A 16,357-nucleotide genomic window follows, 5' to 3' on the forward strand; every position below is an offset into this window, starting at 1 on the left:
ACCGACGCGCTCGGGCAGTGAGGCCGCCATGCAAAGCACACACGTGACGCTCGACAACTTTCTTGCCGGCGAACTGCAGGGCAAGCGCGACGCCACCGCGGCGGGCAGCCTGCGTATCTTGCTGGGCGAGATCGCGCAGGCGGTGCGCTTGATCGCTTCGATGATCGAGCAGGCTGCGCCCGGCCGGGGCGCACACGATGGCGGCGCGCATGCAACGCTCGACGGGGCAGCGCGCGAGGTGCTGGCGGCGCTGTGCGAGCGCAGCGCATGCGTCGCGGGCTACGCGGCGGCCGGTACGGGCGCCGTGCGGGCCACAGCGGCCGCCGCGCGCGGCGGCTATCTGCTGGCCTTCGATGCGCTCGACAGCGCCGCGCAACTCATGGAAAACGGCCTCGCGGGCAGCATTTTCTCCGTGCGCGAAGCGCTCGGCCCGGTCATGGACGGCTGCGCGCTGCCTGGCGAGGGCCATGTGCAATGCGCGGCGGGCTATGTGATCTATGGCGCCTCGACACTGCTCGTGCTCACGCTCGGGCGCGGCACGCATGGCTTCACGCTCGAGCGCGAAAGCGGCGCGTTCGTGCTCACGCACCGCGCGATCCGCGTGCCTGAGGAAGGCGGCGAACTCTCGGTCGACGGCGCGCGCGAATGCCGCTGGGCCCCGCCTGTGCTCCGTTATGTGCGCGAATGCCGGGAGGGCAGCATGGGCGTGCGCGAGCGCAACTTCAGCCAGCGCTTTAGCGGCTGCGCGCCCGCTGACGTGCATCGCGTCCTCATGCGCGGCGGCGTGGGCATCGTGCCTTGCGAGCAGGGCGAGGGCCAGCGTGCAGACGGCTTGCGCCTCGTGCATGTGGCGCAGCCGCTCGCGTGGATCGTCGAGCAGGCGGGCGGCGCCGCGAGCACGGGCGTCGAGCGCGTTCTCGATGTTCGCCGTTGCGCGATCGACGACTACGTTCCCGCCATGCTGGGCTCGAAAAGCGAAGTCGGGCGGCTCGAACGCTATCACCGCGAGTACGAGCGCGGCGTGGACCGGCCGTTTGTTTCGCCGTTGTTCAACGAGCGTTCCTTGTTCCGCCCGGAAGCGTGCGCCTGAGCGCGCACCAGGGCCGACGAACGCGGACGGGGCAAGCCATCATGTCGATCAAACACCCGATTGTGGCCGTGACGGGATCGAGCGGTTCCGGCACGACTACCGTGATGAACAGTTTCCAGCACATTTTCCGGCGCGAGAAAATCAAGGCGCAGATCGTGGAGGGCGATGCTTTTCACCGTCACGACCGCGCGGCGATGCACATCGCGATGAAAGAGGCGGAAGAGAAGCGCCAGCAGTTCAGCCACTTCGGTCCCCCGGCGAATCTGCTGGACAAACTCGAGGAACTGTTCCGCCACTACGGCGCAACGGGCAAGGGCAGCGTGCGCAAGTATGTGCACGACGAGGCCGAAGCCCTGCAATTTGACGTGGAGCCCGGCAAATTCACGCCGTGGACCGACGTCGAGCCCGACACCGATTTGCTTTTCTACGAAGGGCTGCATGGCGGCTTCGTCGGGCACGGCATCGACATCGCGCAGCATGCGGACCTGCTGGTGGGCGTCGTTCCCATCATCAATCTCGAATGGATCCAGAAGCTCCACCGCGACAAGACGCTGCGCGGCTATTCACAGGAGGCGGTGATGGACACCATCCTGCGCCGCATGCCTGACTACGCGCATTTCATCTGCCCGCAGTTCAGCCGCACGCACGTCAATTTCCAGCGCGTGCCCACGGTCGATACGTCGAATCCGTTCACGGCGCGCGACATTCCGAGCGCCGACGAGAGCTTCGTCGTGATCCGCTTCGCCAATCCGAAGGGCATCGACTTTCCCTATCTGCTCACCATGCTGAACGACTCGTTCATGAGCCGGCCGAATGTCGTAGTCGTGCCGGGCGGCAAGATGGGACTCGCCATGCAACTGATCTTCACGCCGATGATCCTCAAGATGATCGACCGGCAACAACGCGCGGCCTGAATGCACTCGAGGCCCGCCCATGCGGAAAACAGGCCCATAGTGGCTCAATAACAGGAGATACCCTCATGCAAGTGATGTCTCGCAACCTGCCTATCGACGCCGTCCTGTTCGATCTCGACAGCGTGCTGCCGTCGATGCCTTCCGAAACCGGCGCCTCGTTCAATCCGGCCGTTGACGCCGCGCTCGACGCGTTGCGCCAGATGGGCCTCAAGCTCGGCGTGGTGACCGACAAGGCCACGCGGTTCGTCGAGCCGCTGCTGCAGCGCTCCGGCGTTTCGATGTGGTTCGACATCGTCGTCGACGGCGATACGCTCGCGCACTGCAAGCCGCATCCCGCGCCGCTGCTGCACGCCTGCGAGGCGCTCGCGGTGGCGCCCGCGCATGCGCTCTTCGTTGGCGGGTCGGAGAACGACGCATTGACGGCGCAGGCCGCCGGCATGCCGATGATCTGCCTGAGCGACGGCGAGATCGACAACTACGACGTGGCGGGGCTGCCTTGCCTGAGTGTGATCGAGGCGCTGGCCGAACTGCCGATGCTCATTGGCGGGCCGCAGCAGTGGCATCGGGCCAAACGTTCGGCGCGTGCGGAGCCGCGCTCCGACGATAGCGGCGGCCTTTATATCTGAGCGGATGGCGGCGCGTCAGCGTTTGATGTGGACGCGCCGCATTTTGCGGTACAGGGTGTTGCGCGTCACGCCCAGCGCCTGGGCGACTTCGCTGACGTTCCAGCGGTGTGTGTCGAGCAGGCCCATGAGCGCTTCGCGTTCGGCTTGCAGGATGGCGTTGAGCGGCGCCGCGTCATCGCAGTCAGCGCCATTGCCGGCTTCGTCGATGTCGATGTCGTGGCCGTTGTCGTCGGCGATAGCACGGGACACTGCGCAAAGCGGCCCGGACGCACCGGCTAGGCCGGCGGCACGCGTGACGTCAGGGGGCAGGTGTTCGGCAGTGAGCTCCGGCCCGTCGCACAACGCGGCAGCCGTGCGCAGCACGTTGCGCAACTGGCGCACGTTGCCCGGCCACGCATGGTTGAGCAGGATATCCCGTGCGTCCATGCCAAGCGAAGGAGGCACTTCGTTATCCTTATCGAGCAGATGTCGGATCAGCGCGAGCTTGTCTTCGCGCTCGCGCAGCGGCGGCACGCGCAGGGCGACGCCGCTGATGCGGTAGTAGAGGTCTTCGCGGAACTGCCCCCCGGCGACAAGCTCGCCCAGGTCGCGGTGGCTCGCGCTGACGAGCTGGAAGTCGACCTTGATGACGGTTTCCGAGCCGAGCGGCGTCACCTCGCGCTCTTCTAGCACGCGCAGCAGGCGCGCCTGGAGTGCGAGCGGCATGTCGCCGATCTCGTCGAGAAAGAGCGTGCCGCCGTTGGCCTGCAGAATCTTGCCGCGCCGTCCTTCGCGCTGCGCGCCCGTGAACGCGCCGGCGCGGTAGCCAAACAGCTCGCTTTCGATGAGGTGTTCGGGCAGAGAGGCGCAGTTGATCGCGACGAACGGGCCGTCGCGGCGCGCGCTCGCCGCGTGCAACGCGTTGGCGAAGACGTCTTTGCCTGCGCCGGTCTCGCCGTGCACGAACACGGCGATGCCGCGATCGATCACGCGCTCGCCGAGGCTCAGTTGGCTCGCGAGCTGTGCGTCGCCGAACTCGACGCGCGGGCCGCCGGCATGGCGCGCGCTCTCGCGGGGCGCCACGCTGGCGCGTGGCGCGGCGGCCTTCGGCTCTTGTGCGCGTGCTACCGCTCGCGCGTCCGCGCCTGCTTGAGGCTGCCTGAGCGGCGCCTGCGCGACGGCGAAAAAGCGATTGGGCGCGTGCGCACGGTACACGGCGACAGGATGAAACGAGCTGTGCACGCTGCGCGCGACGAGGTCTTCGAGCGTCGCGTTGAAGAGGTCGGTAATGCGCTTTCCCGCGATTTCGGCGAGCGTGGCAAAGCCGAGCTGGAACAGCGCGCTGCGGTTTGCGCCGAGTACCAAGCCGCTGCCGTCGATCGTGAGCTTGCCGGCATGCAGCGTATTCACGAATTCCGGCCGGGTGTGGAAGTGCACCATGTGGGCCTGCGCGAGGCGCGCATCGAGCAGGCGGTTCTCGATCATCTGCCGCGACATGCCCACCAGCACGAGCGAATGTTGCTGCTGCAGGTGCGAGCGGCTCGTGACGTCTAGCACGCCCGCAATTGCGCCGCGTTCGTCGAACACGGGCGCGGCGGAGCAGGTGAGGCTCGTGTAGCGTGAGAAAAAGTGCTCGTGCTGACGCACGGCGAGCGCATCGCCTTCCGCGAGGCAGGTGCCCATGCCGTTGGTGCCCGCTTCGCGCTCGCTCCAGACAGCGCCCGCGCAAAAGCCCCAATCTTCGACCTGCTCCGCAAAGCTCGCCGACGAGACGAGATGCAGGATCACGCCATCCGCATCGCTCAATACGACCGCGAGATCGGCGTCGCCCAGTTGCTGGTAGAGCGTCGTCATCTCGAGCTTCGCGCAGCCGATCAAATCGGCCTGGCGTTCGCGGCGCTGCGCGAGCTCCGCGCCCGTCAGCACCGGCGGCAACGGGCACGCATCGGGGTCGAGCCCGTAGTCCTGGAGGCAGCGCGTCCACGAGCGCACGATGGCCGCGCTCGGCTCGTAGTGCCCGAGCCGCTCGCGCAATACGCCTTCGACGCCGCTCGTGCGGGCTGGACGCTCATCACGCAACTGAGCACGTTCTTCAGCATATTGGGCTGACTGCATGACACATGTCTCCGGGGTCTGCGACTGCCACTAGCGGACGAACCGGGCGGCTTCGCCACCCTGCATCCGATTATTCGCCGTCGAATTTCCGGTGACAATTCGCCTCGAAGTGCTACCTCTTAGTGGGTAGAGGCGTGTCTTGCAGCACGATACCGTGGGTAGTTCCGTCGCTCAGCGCTCGCGCAGCGAGCCGTGCTCGTGGCGCCATACCACGGCTTCGAGCCGCGAGTGCAGGTCGAGCTTGCGCAGGACGTGCTTCACATGGACCTTGACGGTGCCCACGCTGATGCCGAGCTTGCGCGCGATGACCTTGTTGCACATACCCTCGACGAGGTAGTCGAGCACCTCGACCTCGCGTGCGGTGAGGTCGGACTGGACGGGCGCCATGCGCTGGCCGCCCGAAAGGGCCTGCACGAGGCTGCCCGTGACCGCGTCGCTGAGCACGGCGGCGCCCGTCAAGGCCTTTTGCAAGGTCACGCAGAGGTCCTCGGGGTCCATGTCCTTGAGCAGATAGCCGTGAGCGCCTGCGCGCAGCGCGGCGACGACGTCCCGCTCGTGGTCCGAAACGGTCAGCATGATGAAACGGGCGTTCACGCCGGCGTCGCGCATCAGCTGGAGGGTTTCAATGCCGCTCACCTCTGGCATGTTCAGGTCGATCAGCACGATTTCGGGCTTCAGGCGCGCGGCCAGCTCGACGCCTTCGCGGCCCGAAGCCGCTTCGCCAGCGATCGAGAACGACGAATTCATCTGGATGAGCTGCGCGACGCCTTTGCGAAAGAGTGCGTGATCGTCGATGAGCAAAACGGTATGCGGGGGCATGGAGGCTTCCTTGGCGCGTTGTCCAGACTACCTGTCTCTACTGGAACGGCGTGCTACCCGTCTTGCGGCGCATGCGGGCTTTTCGTGCATTCACGTTTGCTGCAACCGGATCTTTTCTTGATTAGAAGGTTAAGTCTACGCGTGGATTCCCGATGGACAAAATTGATTGTTGAGAAAAAAGCGGGCCGGCCCACCAGGAGCCGGCCCGAATCACTTCTCACTTCTCGCGACCGCAAACCGTTCAGAAGTGACTGCGCAATTCTTCCGAGATCTCGAAGATGTCGCCGACGATGCCGTAGCGGGCGATCGTGAAGATCGACGCTTCGGGATCGGTGTTTACCGCAATGATGTTCTCCACATGCTTCATGCCAGCCATGTGCTGCACCGACCCGGAGATGCCCATCGCCACGTACATCTTGCACGCCGCCGCGGTTTTGCCGGACTGCCCCACCTGGTGCGCCTTGGGCAGCCAGCCCGAGTCGGCAATGGGGCGCGAGCAGCCGAGCGCCGCGCCCACGGTGTCCGCGAGCTCCCTGAACTGCTCGACGTGCGTCTCTTCGCCGATGCCGCGCCCAATCGAAAGGATGAATTCGGCGCCCGGAATGTCGACGTCGCCGCTCGCGGCCGGCTCCTCGAAGCCCTTGTGCGCGCTGCGCGGCGTGACGGCGGGCGCGGCGAACGGGCTGAGCGCCGGGCTGGCGGGGTTTTCGGGCGCCTTGAAGGCGCCGGGGCGCAGGGTCACGATCGCGGTCTCCTTGCCGGGAAACTCGATCTCCATGTTGACCTTCTGGCCGTAACCCGAGCGCGTCGCGACCCAGCCCGCGTCGTCGCGCGCGAGCGCGAAAGCGTCGGTGGTGAAGCCGTAATTGCCCTTCGCGGCCAGCGGCGCGGCGTAGCCGAGCGTGTCGATCGTGTGCGGCAGCAGAACGAGCGAGGGCTTGCGGGTCTCGATCAGTGCGCGCGCAACGGTTTCGTAAGTCTCCGGATCGAAGGCATCGGCGCTCGTCTGCACGGTGACGATTTCGTCGACGCCCGCGAGCTTGAGGCTTTCCACATACGCATCGGGTTGCGCGCCGAGCACGGCGACCGTGACCGTTTCGCCGCTCGTTTCCTTCGCTGCCGCGGCGGCGCCGAGCATTTCGAGGCTGACCGGGCGCAGTTGCCCTTGACGGTGTTCGACCATTACCAGAATTCCGCTCATTTCGCTTCCCCCCTGAATTCCTTGATCAGGCCTGCCAGGCGTGCCGCCTGCTCGGCGGGCGTGCCCTCGATCATTTGCGCGCGGCCCGCGCTCGGCACATAGACGCGCCTGATGCGCGAGAGCGATCCCGCCGCACCGGTCTCATCGGCGGCGAGACCGAGTTCGTCGGGCGTCAGCGTTTCGATGGGCCGCGCCGCCGCCTGCTTGATGCCGCGCAGCGATGCATAGCGTGGCGTGTTGATGCCGAGCTGAATGGTCAGCACGGCGGGGCACTGCACCTCGACCGTGGCGTACGCGCCGCCTTCGAGTTCGCGGCGCGCGGTGGCCGTTTTCGCGCCGGGTGCATAGTCGAGCCCTGCCACGACAGCCGCGTGCGGCCAGTCGATGAGACCCGCGAGCGCCATGCCGGTCACGCCATAGGCGTGGTCGGACGCCTGCACGCCCGCGAAGATCATGTCGGGCGCTTCCTTGCGTGCAAGAGCGGCCAGCACGCGCGCAATGGCGACCGGGTCGGCGTCTTCGAGCGCGTCGTCCCACACGCGCACCGCGCGGTCGGCGCCCTTGGCGAGGCACTTGCGCAGTTCGTCGTCGGCGCTGTCCGGGCCGACCGTGGCGACCACGATTTCGACCTCGCCGTTCGCGCCTTCTTTCAGGCGCATCGCTTCTTCCAGCGCGTAGTGGTCCCACTCGTTCAGGTCGAAGACGTGGAAATCGGCGCTGACATCGCGGCCGTCGTCGCTCAGCTCGAAGTCTTCATCGAGCGAGGCAACCTGCTTGATCGTGACTAGTATTTTCATCTTGACTCCATCGTTGGCCTCGAAGAGGGCGAATCGGATTGCCCGGATTGCTCGTACTGCGGCGCATCGTCGTCAAGCGGATGCGCGGAATCGGTGTTGCGCTGCGCGGCGTGCGCGGCGGCCGCGAGCGTCGCTGGCGCGACCGCCGACGACACGACGGGACCGAGCGCGTGCCCGAAGTGGGCGAACAGGCGCGCACGCGCTTCGCGGTCCGGATCGAAGCGCATGCGCCAGCGGTCGGCATCGGTGAGATTCGGATGCTCGAACACCAGCACGCGGTGCAGCGGGTAAGGCTCGTGGCGCAACCGCAGCAGCACGCGCCGGGAAGCCGCGCGGTTGAGGATCACGCTGCGGCGCACCTCGGCCGCGGGGTGAGCGGCAAGCCGCGCGAGCTGTGCCTGCGGGGTCGCGGGGTGGTGCGCGATGGCGGAAAGCACGTCCACGTCCTCGTCGGTACACAGGCGGCGCATCAAGGCGCCTGGCAGGTCCTCGCGCAACGCGACGCCTGCTCGCACCCACGCCACCGGATCGGCCGCGAGCTGCGCGACGAGCCGCGCCGGGCAGTGCGCGTGGCGGGCCACGGCGCGGCGCACTTCGGATTCGCTGTCGCTTACGAGCCGCTCGAGCCATTCGGGCGGGCAGGCCGGATTGCGCGCGAGCGTGCGGCGCACCCACGGGTCGGCGTTGCCGGTCAGCCAGTCGACCACCTGGAGCGGCAGGTCGTGGCGCGCCGCCACGACGCGCCGCACGATGGCCTGAGCGTCGAAGCACAGGCCGATCAGGGCGCCCGCCGGCGTGTGCGTATTGAGCGCGGCGGCGCGGCGCACACCGGGGTCGGCGTCGCGGGCGAGCTGCGCGAGGATCTCGGGCGGCGTGCGCGCCTGGAGCGCGAGGCTGCGCCGTTCGGCGGACGAAGAAGGCAGGGTGCGCAACAGCGCCTCAGGGCAGCACGGATGGCGCAGCACCTGGGCGCGCACTGCGCTCGCATGCGTGCTCTTCCACAAATGCAGCAGCGTTTCTGGATCCGTTGCGAGATGGATGGCCAGCAGACGTTGAAGCACGGCGATCTCGCGCTGCCCGACGAGCGTGAGCAGGTCCGAGGGCACGCCGACGTTTTCGCACAGCGCGCGCAGCACTTCGATGTCCTCGCTGCGCGCCGCGAGCTTTGCGAGCAGCGCGTGCGGCGCTTTGGCGTTACGCGCGAGCAGGCAGGCGAGGCGCGCTTCGGGCGCTTCTGGCGCTGCGTGTGCATCGGCGAGCAGGGCGAGCGCGTCGCCTGGTGTCGCGGAGTTTCTCGCGAGCCGCAGCTTCAGCGTCTCGTCGTCGTTTGCCGCGGCGAGCCGGGCCAGCTCGGCCAGCACGGCGCTGTTGGCGAACGTGCAGGCCGCCAGCGCGAGGCACTCGCGCCGCGCGCCGAAGAGGCGCACGCCAAGGCGCTTGCGGTCCGCTTCGCCGGCGTGCGGGTACAGCGCAGCTGCCGCGTACACGTCGTCGGCTGCGAGCGCGAGTTCGATCAACTCGCGCCAGTGCCGCCGCATCGTCGGCGTGCGCGCGCGGCGCCGTGTGGGTGCGCTGGCGTCACCGCGTGCGCGCACGTCGGGCGGCGCGTGCCGCTCGTGCGTCTCGCACGCAGGGCGGGACGGGGTCGCGTAGCTGGGCATCATGGCGCGCTGTCCTCGCGGGCGTTCAGGCGGCCGCGATGGCACGTACGCCGCCTTCGGGCGCGGCACCGTCATCTTTGGAATCGGCGAGGCTCTCCGCGACCAGCTCGATCAGCTCGCGCACGACGAATTTGCCTTCGTAGCCGCTCGTTTTCAGCGCATCCTCGAACATGGTCAGATCTTTGGGGCAGCAGACCACGAACACCTCCAGTCCTTCGATGCGCGCGGCTTCGTGCATGCGGTTCTGCGACGGCTTTTCCTTGCCCACCGGATCGCTCATCCAGATCCGGCCGCCGCCCGCGCCGCAGCAGAACGAGTTGTCGCGCGAGCGGGGCATGTCGACGAGTTCGCACCCGAGTGCGGCGAGGATCTGCCGCGGCGCATCGTAGCCCTTGTTGAAGCGCCCGAGGTGGCAAGGGTCATGGAACGTCACGCGGTAGCCGAGCTTGCGTTTGGGTTTCAGGACGCCTTCGGCGAACATGCGCGCGACGAGGCTCGTGTAGTGCTCGATCTCGAACTTGCCGCCGAAGTCGGGGTACTCGTTGCGGATCGTGTTGTACGAGTGCGGATCGGTCGTGACGATGCGCTTGAAGTGCGATTGCCCAAGCATCGCGATGTTGTTCTCGGCAAGCAGCTCGTACAGTCCTTCCTCGCCCACGCGGCGCACGTCGTTGCCCGCATTCGATTCGCCCTCGTAGAGAAGACCGAAATCGACCTCTGCGTTGTGCAGCAGCGTGGCGAAAGCCTGGGTCACGTGCTGGTTGCGCGGATCGAACGAAGCGTAGTCGCCGACGAACCACAGGAGGTCAACGGGTTCCTTGCGCGCGTCCTTGATCTGAAACGGCAGTGGCTTCGTCCACGCAGCCCTCTTGCGCTTCGATTCGTTAAACGAATTGCCGTTCTTGTGGATGGCCTGCAGCGTTTTCTGCACCTGCGGCTCCATCTCGCCCTCCTCGACGAGCTTGCGCCGCATCTGCACGATGATCGGCACATGCTCGACCGCAACGGGGCAGATCTCGACGCAGGCCATGCAGGTGCGGCACGACCACACGGTTTCCATGAACACCTGGCCGATGCCCTTGCCGTGCACGTCGAGCTTCACCTCGTCGGGCAGCGCGTTCTTCTGCAGCGCTTCGTTGGCGAACTCGCGCAGCGAGAGGATCACGTCACGCGGCGACAGTGGCGCGCCCACGGCGTTCGCGGGGCAGGCCTCGTGGCAGCGGCCGCATTTCGTACAGGCGTCGAGGTTGAGCAGGTGCTTCCAGGTGAAATCGGTAATCGTCTTGTAGCCCACGCTTGCGCTGTCGGCTTCAACGCGGGGCAGGCGCTGCGCCGCGAGCGGATCGCGCATCATGAGCGAGCCCGACGCCGTGAAGATGTGCTTGACCTTCGTGTACGGGATCAGCGCGATAAAGGTGAGCGCGAGCAGGCCGTGGAACCACCAGAGCCCGGTGCGCATGACGTACGCTGCCGAGGCGCTGATGCCCACGCCCTTGAAAATTTCGGCGAGCAGGGCGGCCACCGGCGACCACCAGCGCGTGTCCCACACCACCGCGCGGTCCTGCAGCCAGACGAGGCGCAGCCCGCTCAGCACGAAGCCGGTGATGCCGATCAGCACGAGCGTCCAGAGGAACGCCCAGTCTTCGCGCCGATAGCCGCTGCGATCGTAGTCGGGGTCGCCGGGCTGGCGGTCGGGGCGCTTGTAGTCGAGCTTCGGCGGCTTGATCCAGCCGCGGCGCGCCATCATGTAAATGAGCCCGGCAATCATCGAGACGCCGGCCAGATTCATCGCGAGCTTGAACAGCAGATAGAAGTTGCCGTTCCAGAAATGAAAGCCGAGGAAGCGCGCGGTGACGTCGTAGTCGACGGTCACGGTGGCCGTGCCGAGAAACAGCACCGCAAAGCCGTAGAAGATCATGCGGTGCGCGCGGCCCGCAGCGGGATCGCGGCGCGCGACGGTGCGGTGGCTCAACACGACGCGCACCATGTCCTTGAAGCGCGCCTGCAGATCGATCTTGCCGAACGATTTCGACAATGGCTGGCCGCGCCGGTACTTGCGGATCTGCACGTAGACGCCCCACGCAAACGCACCAACCGCCGTGAGGCCGATGAGATAGAACAGCGCGATCGCAAACGACGGGAAGCCCTCGAACAGAATGCGCGTGACGGTCGCGGGGTCGAAAGTCGCTGGAGTCTGCATGGCTCGTCCGTTTCATGAAGGGGGGAGTGCGCTTTATGCAGGCAAAGCGCGTCCATGCCAGGCGGTCGAGCGCGCCTGACGAGGCCGTGGCGCCCGCTGCCGGGCGCGCACGGCGGCGGGCCAGTCCCGGCCGGCCGATAGCCGGCCAGGGCCCGCGCCGCCTTACTTCTTGTAGTGGATCTGGTAGGTGCCTTCAGGCATATGCGGCGTGCCCCAGACGGCCACTTCGCGCTTGTACGGCAGGGGGAACTGCGCGTTCGCCTCTTCGATCTCGCGCGCGAGGCGGTGACCCGTGAAGGTCGCGTCGGCGATCAGACGCGGCGCTTCGGCATCGCCGATCAGATACACGCCCTTGATGCCCTTGCTCTCCCACTGGTCCTGTTTCGCCTTCACCTCGCGGTAGAGCGTGTCGTTCGAGCGGCGGCCCGTCACGAGCACGAGCGAATCGAACTCGAGCCAGCGGTGGGTCTTGTTCGCGTCGCGCGGCAACGCGCCCGGGCCCCGGTAGGTACGGCGCGAACCGTCGCCCCAGATGTTGTAGATCTCGATGCGGCCTTTTTCGATGCGGCTCGCGAAGTGATCGCCCATTTCCGTCACATGCAGTTCGTGCAGCCGGCGCATCATGTTCGGATACTCGAGCGTGAAGTGCATGTAGTTCGCGAGATGCACGCCGCTCACGATCGTCACTTCGTGGCCCGCTGCGGCGAGCTTTTCGGCGAGGCTCGGCGCCATGAAGTACGTGTCGGCGTTGAGGATCACCACGCGCTTGCCGATCGGCTTCTTGCCTGCGAGCACCTGCTCAGGCGTCAATTGATCGGGCTGCGAAGCATCGGCGCCGGGGATCGGATCGTGCGTGAGGCAGTTGGTGCCGTCACCCACCCAGTGCGACCCAGTTGCGATCACAACCTTCTCTGCGCCGTAGTCGAGCACGTCGTCGGCGGTGAGCGGCTTCACGCCGAGCGCAAGCTGGCTCTGCTTGTTCTTCTTGAGCAGCTTGGCGATCTGCGTCTCGCGATAGTCGCGGTGATAGCCCCATTCGCCGAGACCCGGCAGCGCGACGACGCTGTTCAGGTGGCCGCCGATCTTCTCTGCGGAATCGACGAGGTGGACCGTGTAGCCGCGCTGCATCAGCACGCGCGCGCATTCCGAGCCCGAGGGGCCCGCGCCCACCACGAGCACCGAGTCGCCCGACTTGCATTCCTCGAACTTCTCCGGGTGCCAGCCGCGGCGATACTCTTCGCCGGCCGTGGCGTTCTGCGTGCAGATCATCGGCGGGCCGCCGATCTCCCAGCGGGAAATACAGACATTGCAGCCGATGCAGACGCGAATGTCGTCCACACGGCCTTCCTCGATCTTCTTCGGCAGGAACGGGTCAGCGATCGAGGGACGCGCGGCGCCGATGATGTCGGCAAAGCCCTTCGTGACGATCTCGGTCATCTTCTCCGGATCGGTGTAGCGGCCCACGCCGAGCACCGGCTTCTTCGAGACCTGCTTGATGAATTTGGTCCACGGCACCTGGTGGCCCTGCAGGTAGAAGCGCGACGGTCCCGCATCTTCGCCCCACTCGGCAATGTCGCCGACATCGACGTCCCACAGGTCGACGAGCGGATCGGCCATTTCAACGAACTTCATGCCGTCGTTTTCCACTTCGACGCCGCCGCTGCCATAGAGCGAGTCGACGGCGAAGCGCGTGGCAATGGCGCAATCGCTGCCCACGGCGTGGCGCACTTTTTCGAGCGTTTCGAGCCAGAAGCGCGCGCGGTTTTCGAGCGAGCCGCCATAGCCGTCGGTGCGCTTGTTGTAGTAGGGCGAGAGAAACTGCAGCGGCAGATACGAGTGCGCGCCGTACACGTAGACGATGTCGAAGCCCGCGTCGCGCGCGCGCAGCGCCGCCTCTACGTAGTATTGCTGGACGTCGCGGATATCGTCGAGATCCATCTCCTTGCAGTACGTGAGCGTTTCGAACTCCGAAGCGTACTGGCTAGGCCCGCGAGGCGTAGCGCGGCTTTCCATGCAGGGCGCGTGCGAGCCGCCGTACCACATTTCGATGCCGGCGAGCGCGCCGTACTTGTGCACCTCCTCCGTCATTGCGCGCAGGTTGCGCACGTCGCCTTCGTCCCAGATGCGTGCGGAGAGGCGGTGCGTGTCGTCCGACTCCGGGTGGATCGAGCAGTACTCGGTGTTCATCGCCGCCCAGCCGCCTTCGGCCTTCATCGAGCGGTGCGCAGCCTGGAAGCCGGGCAGGTTGCTGCCCGCGCCAATGCAGTGCGGGACTTGATAGAAGCGGTTGCGCAAGGTCTTCGGGCCGATCTGGATGGGCTCGAACAGCACGTCATAGCGGGGATCGCGGGACATGGGGACGTCTCTCCTTGTGTGTTTGTTGGCTGCGTGGGGGCGATGCTCAGGCCGCTACGCGGGTGCGCACGCGTTGCGGGTCGTAGAACGGCGTGCGGGTGACGGTGCCGGTGAAGTTGCCGGCGGCATCGCGGATCTCGACCTTGGTGCCGAGCGCAATATGCGCCGGTTTCAGATGGACCATCGCGAGCGACTGCATGAGATAGCGGCTGAAGGTTGCGCTCGTGACGACGCCAACCTGTTCCTTGCCGATGTAGATCTTCGAGCCAGCCGCAACCGGGCCATCGTGTTTCACGAGCACGCCGGCCTGCTTGAAACGCTCCTTGCCGCGCGCGTTGAGCAGCGCGGCCTTGCCGACGTAGTCACCGGGCTTGTCGACGTCGATCATCCAGTCGAGGTTCAGCTCCCACGGCGTGACGTCGCCTTCGGGCATGTCGAACGGGTAGAAGAGCAGCGCCGCCTCGATGCGCGCGAGTTCGAGCGAGGTCCACGAAGCCGGGACGATGCCGAGCGGCTTGCCCGCTTCGAGAATGGCGTCCCACAGCGCGATGGCGTCGCTGGCGCTGCACGAGATTTCGAAGCCCTGCTCGCCCGAGTAGCCGCCGCGCGAGACGATGATCTTGCGATCGAACAACTGCGTTTCGACGTGGGCGAAGTACGGCAGCGCGGCGAGATCGATGCCGATATGCGGCTGCAGGATGGCGGCGGCGCGCGGACCTTGCAGCGAGAGCATATGGACGTCGAAGTCCTGATGCCATTCGACATTGCGGCCCTCGGCTGCGCGGCGCAGGCGCTCCTGGGTCGAGCCGCCGCCGTGCGAGATGCGATAGTGGTTCGGCGCGTCGTAAATCACCATCAGGTCGTCGCAGATCACGCCGCGCTCGTCGACTTCTGCCGCGAGGCGCGCGGTGCCGGGCTTCATCTTCGTGACGTCGATGGCGCAGATGCTGTCGATCACGGCACACGCGTCCGGGCCGCTCACGCGGAGGATGTTCAATGCGCTGATATCGTAGAGGCCCGCAGTCGAGCGCACGGCGACCACCTCGTCGCTGGGGTCGCTGTTGTAGTACCAGGGTAGCGGCATGTCGTTCCACATATCGCCGTCAAGCTTCGATCCCAGTTCGCGATGGCGAACGTTCAAAATTGATTGCCTGGTCATAGCGTTTTCCCGAGGTTGAACCTTACGTGAATGAAGGCCGACGAGTCAGGGCTGATTGGCCTCGACGAGGGCCGCCGGATGACAGGTAGTCTCGGTCGTTAAAATCGGCATCACAATCGCTCCGTGGCGCTACCTCCGAGTGGGTAGGCGTGCTACTTAGCCTGGGCGCGAGCGGGCGCCTAACGCTTGGCAAGACCTTGCATCGCGTGACAGTCGAGGGGCGATAACCGTGTGCCTCATGCCGGTTGCACGGGCCATCCACGGCACCGGGGCGTTCATTTGGCATCGTGAGCGGCACGCCGAAGCACCCTCGCGGGCGTAGCGCAGGGCCTACCCCCTATGAATCATTGATCTCCTTTTTTGGCTCGCCGATTCTGTTCAACAGATTCGCTGCCACGCTGCGCCTGTCCGGTTCAGGGTCTTCCCTGAGCAGCAACGCACACCCGACCGGCAAAGCGATCATCTGACATGAGGATCAATGGGCATGAACGGACCTAAGGCCATTCCAGTACGTGTCGAACGCGTAGAGCACATCACCGCCGATATCCGGCGCTTCACGCTCGTGCCAGAGGACGGTGCGCATTTGCCGGCGTATTCCGCTGGCAGCCACGTCGTCGTCACGATGCGCGGCGACGCGCGGACCTGGCGCAACGCTTACTCGTTGACGAAGCCTGCGGGCGCACGCGACGCGTATCAGATCATGGTGCGCCGCGTGCCCGCCTCGCGTGGCGGCTCAGCGTTCATGCACACGCAGGTGCGCGAAGGCAGCCGGCTAGAGATCTCGATGCCGTCGAACTTCTTTCCGCTCGCCCGGCGCGCGGCGAAGCATGTGATCGTCGCGGGCGGCATCGGCATCACGCCGTTTCTCTCGATGTTGCCGGAGCTGGCCGCGAGCGGCGCGCACGTGGAGATGCACTTGTGCTGCCGTCCCGAGGACGCCGATGCGCTCGGTGCGCTGATCGCCGACCGCATCGTGGGCGGCGTCGCCATCTACACGGACGTGCAGGATTCGCAAACGCGTTTCGGTTCGATGCTCGCCGCACAGCCGCCGGGCACGCATCTCTATACCTGCGGCCCGGTGGGCTTGATGGAAGGGCTTGCAGAGGTCGCTCACTCGCTCGGCTGGCCGGATAGCCATTTCCACCAGGAGAGCTTTGGCGGCGCATCGCATGGCGAGCCCTTCGTCGCGGTGCTCGCGAAGAGCGGCTGCGAAGTGGCGGTGGGCCCCGACCAGAGCCTGCTCGAAGCGCTCGAAGCGGCCGGTATCGACGCGCCCTACATGTGCCGCGGCGGCGCATGCGGAACCTGTGCGCTGGAAGTGCTGGAAGGCGAGCCCGAGCATCGCGACTTCTTCCAGAGCGCCGCCGAACGGGCGACGAACTGCAACGTGCTGCCGTGCGTGTCGCGTGCGCGCAGCGAGCGTCTCGTGCTGAACATCTGA

The 16,357-nt window shown here is 66.4% G+C and carries 12 protein-coding genes; 4 read left to right on the forward strand and 8 right to left on the reverse strand.

What is annotated here, in order from left to right; all coding sequences use genetic code 11:
• Positions 1-28: 28 nt before the first annotated feature.
• From AB4Y40_RS25230 to AB4Y40_RS25240, 3 genes are all read left to right on the forward strand, one after another.
• Entirely contained in the window at positions 29-1,090 is a 1,062-nt protein-coding gene (locus AB4Y40_RS25230; RefSeq protein WP_368690130.1) for a fructose-1,6-bisphosphatase, read from the forward strand.
• 41 nt (positions 1,091-1,131) lie between these two features.
• On the forward strand, positions 1,132-2,004 hold the full coding sequence (locus AB4Y40_RS25235; RefSeq protein ID WP_368690131.1) for a phosphoribulokinase: 873 nt from the start codon (positions 1,132-1,134) through the stop codon (positions 2,002-2,004).
• Between the two features lie 65 nt (positions 2,005-2,069).
• Positions 2,070-2,630, forward strand: coding sequence for an HAD-IA family hydrolase (locus tag AB4Y40_RS25240; protein WP_368690132.1), 561 nt, complete (start codon positions 2,070-2,072; stop codon positions 2,628-2,630).
• A gap of 15 nt (positions 2,631-2,645) precedes the next feature.
• Here the strand turns inward: AB4Y40_RS25240 and AB4Y40_RS25245 are convergent, their stop codons facing one another.
• The 8 genes from AB4Y40_RS25245 to AB4Y40_RS25280 all read right to left on the reverse strand — a co-directional run bounded on the left by AB4Y40_RS25245 (position 2,646) and on the right by AB4Y40_RS25280 (position 14,916).
• Entirely contained in the window at positions 2,646-4,724 is a 2,079-nt protein-coding gene (locus AB4Y40_RS25245; protein ID WP_368690133.1) for a sigma-54-dependent Fis family transcriptional regulator, read from the reverse strand.
• A gap of 171 nt (positions 4,725-4,895) precedes the next feature.
• Positions 4,896-5,543, reverse strand: coding sequence for a two-component system response regulator NarL (gene narL, locus AB4Y40_RS25250; RefSeq protein ID WP_368690134.1), 648 nt, complete (start codon positions 5,541-5,543; stop codon positions 4,896-4,898).
• A 241-nt stretch (positions 5,544-5,784) separates the two neighbouring features.
• Complete coding sequence (locus tag AB4Y40_RS25255) at positions 5,785-6,744, reverse strand: electron transfer flavoprotein subunit alpha/FixB family protein (protein WP_368690135.1); 960 nt, start codon at positions 6,742-6,744, stop codon at positions 5,785-5,787.
• A complete protein-coding gene (locus tag AB4Y40_RS25260; protein WP_368690136.1) occupies positions 6,741-7,541 on the reverse strand; it encodes an electron transfer flavoprotein subunit beta in 801 nt (266 codons plus the stop codon). Before AB4Y40_RS25260 ends, AB4Y40_RS25255 begins: the two co-directional genes overlap by 4 nt.
• Positions 7,538-9,205 (reverse strand): hypothetical protein, encoded by a 1,668-nt coding sequence (locus AB4Y40_RS25265; protein WP_368690137.1) that lies wholly within the window; start codon positions 9,203-9,205, stop codon positions 7,538-7,540. Before AB4Y40_RS25265 ends, AB4Y40_RS25260 begins: the two co-directional genes overlap by 4 nt.
• A gap of 22 nt (positions 9,206-9,227) precedes the next feature.
• Positions 9,228-11,402 carry a (Fe-S)-binding protein gene (locus AB4Y40_RS25270; RefSeq protein ID WP_368690138.1) on the reverse strand — a complete coding sequence of 725 codons (2,175 nt, stop codon included), beginning with the start codon at positions 11,400-11,402 and terminating at the stop codon, positions 9,228-9,230.
• A 162-nt stretch (positions 11,403-11,564) separates the two neighbouring features.
• Positions 11,565-13,757 carry an FAD-dependent oxidoreductase gene (locus tag AB4Y40_RS25275; protein ID WP_368690139.1) on the reverse strand — a complete coding sequence of 731 codons (2,193 nt, stop codon included), beginning with the start codon at positions 13,755-13,757 and terminating at the stop codon, positions 11,565-11,567.
• 46 nt (positions 13,758-13,803) lie between these two features.
• Complete coding sequence (locus tag AB4Y40_RS25280) at positions 13,804-14,916, reverse strand: aminomethyltransferase family protein (RefSeq protein WP_368690140.1); 1,113 nt, start codon at positions 14,914-14,916, stop codon at positions 13,804-13,806.
• Positions 14,917-15,400: 484 nt separating this feature from the next.
• Here AB4Y40_RS25280 and AB4Y40_RS25285 point away from each other — a divergent pair, with 484 nt between their 5' ends.
• Positions 15,401-16,357, forward strand: coding sequence for a 2Fe-2S iron-sulfur cluster-binding protein (locus AB4Y40_RS25285; RefSeq protein ID WP_368690141.1), 957 nt, complete (start codon positions 15,401-15,403; stop codon positions 16,355-16,357).

The sequence above is a fragment of the Paraburkholderia sp. EG287B genome (assembly GCF_040965595.1).
GTDB lineage: Bacteria > Pseudomonadota > Gammaproteobacteria > Burkholderiales > Burkholderiaceae > Paraburkholderia.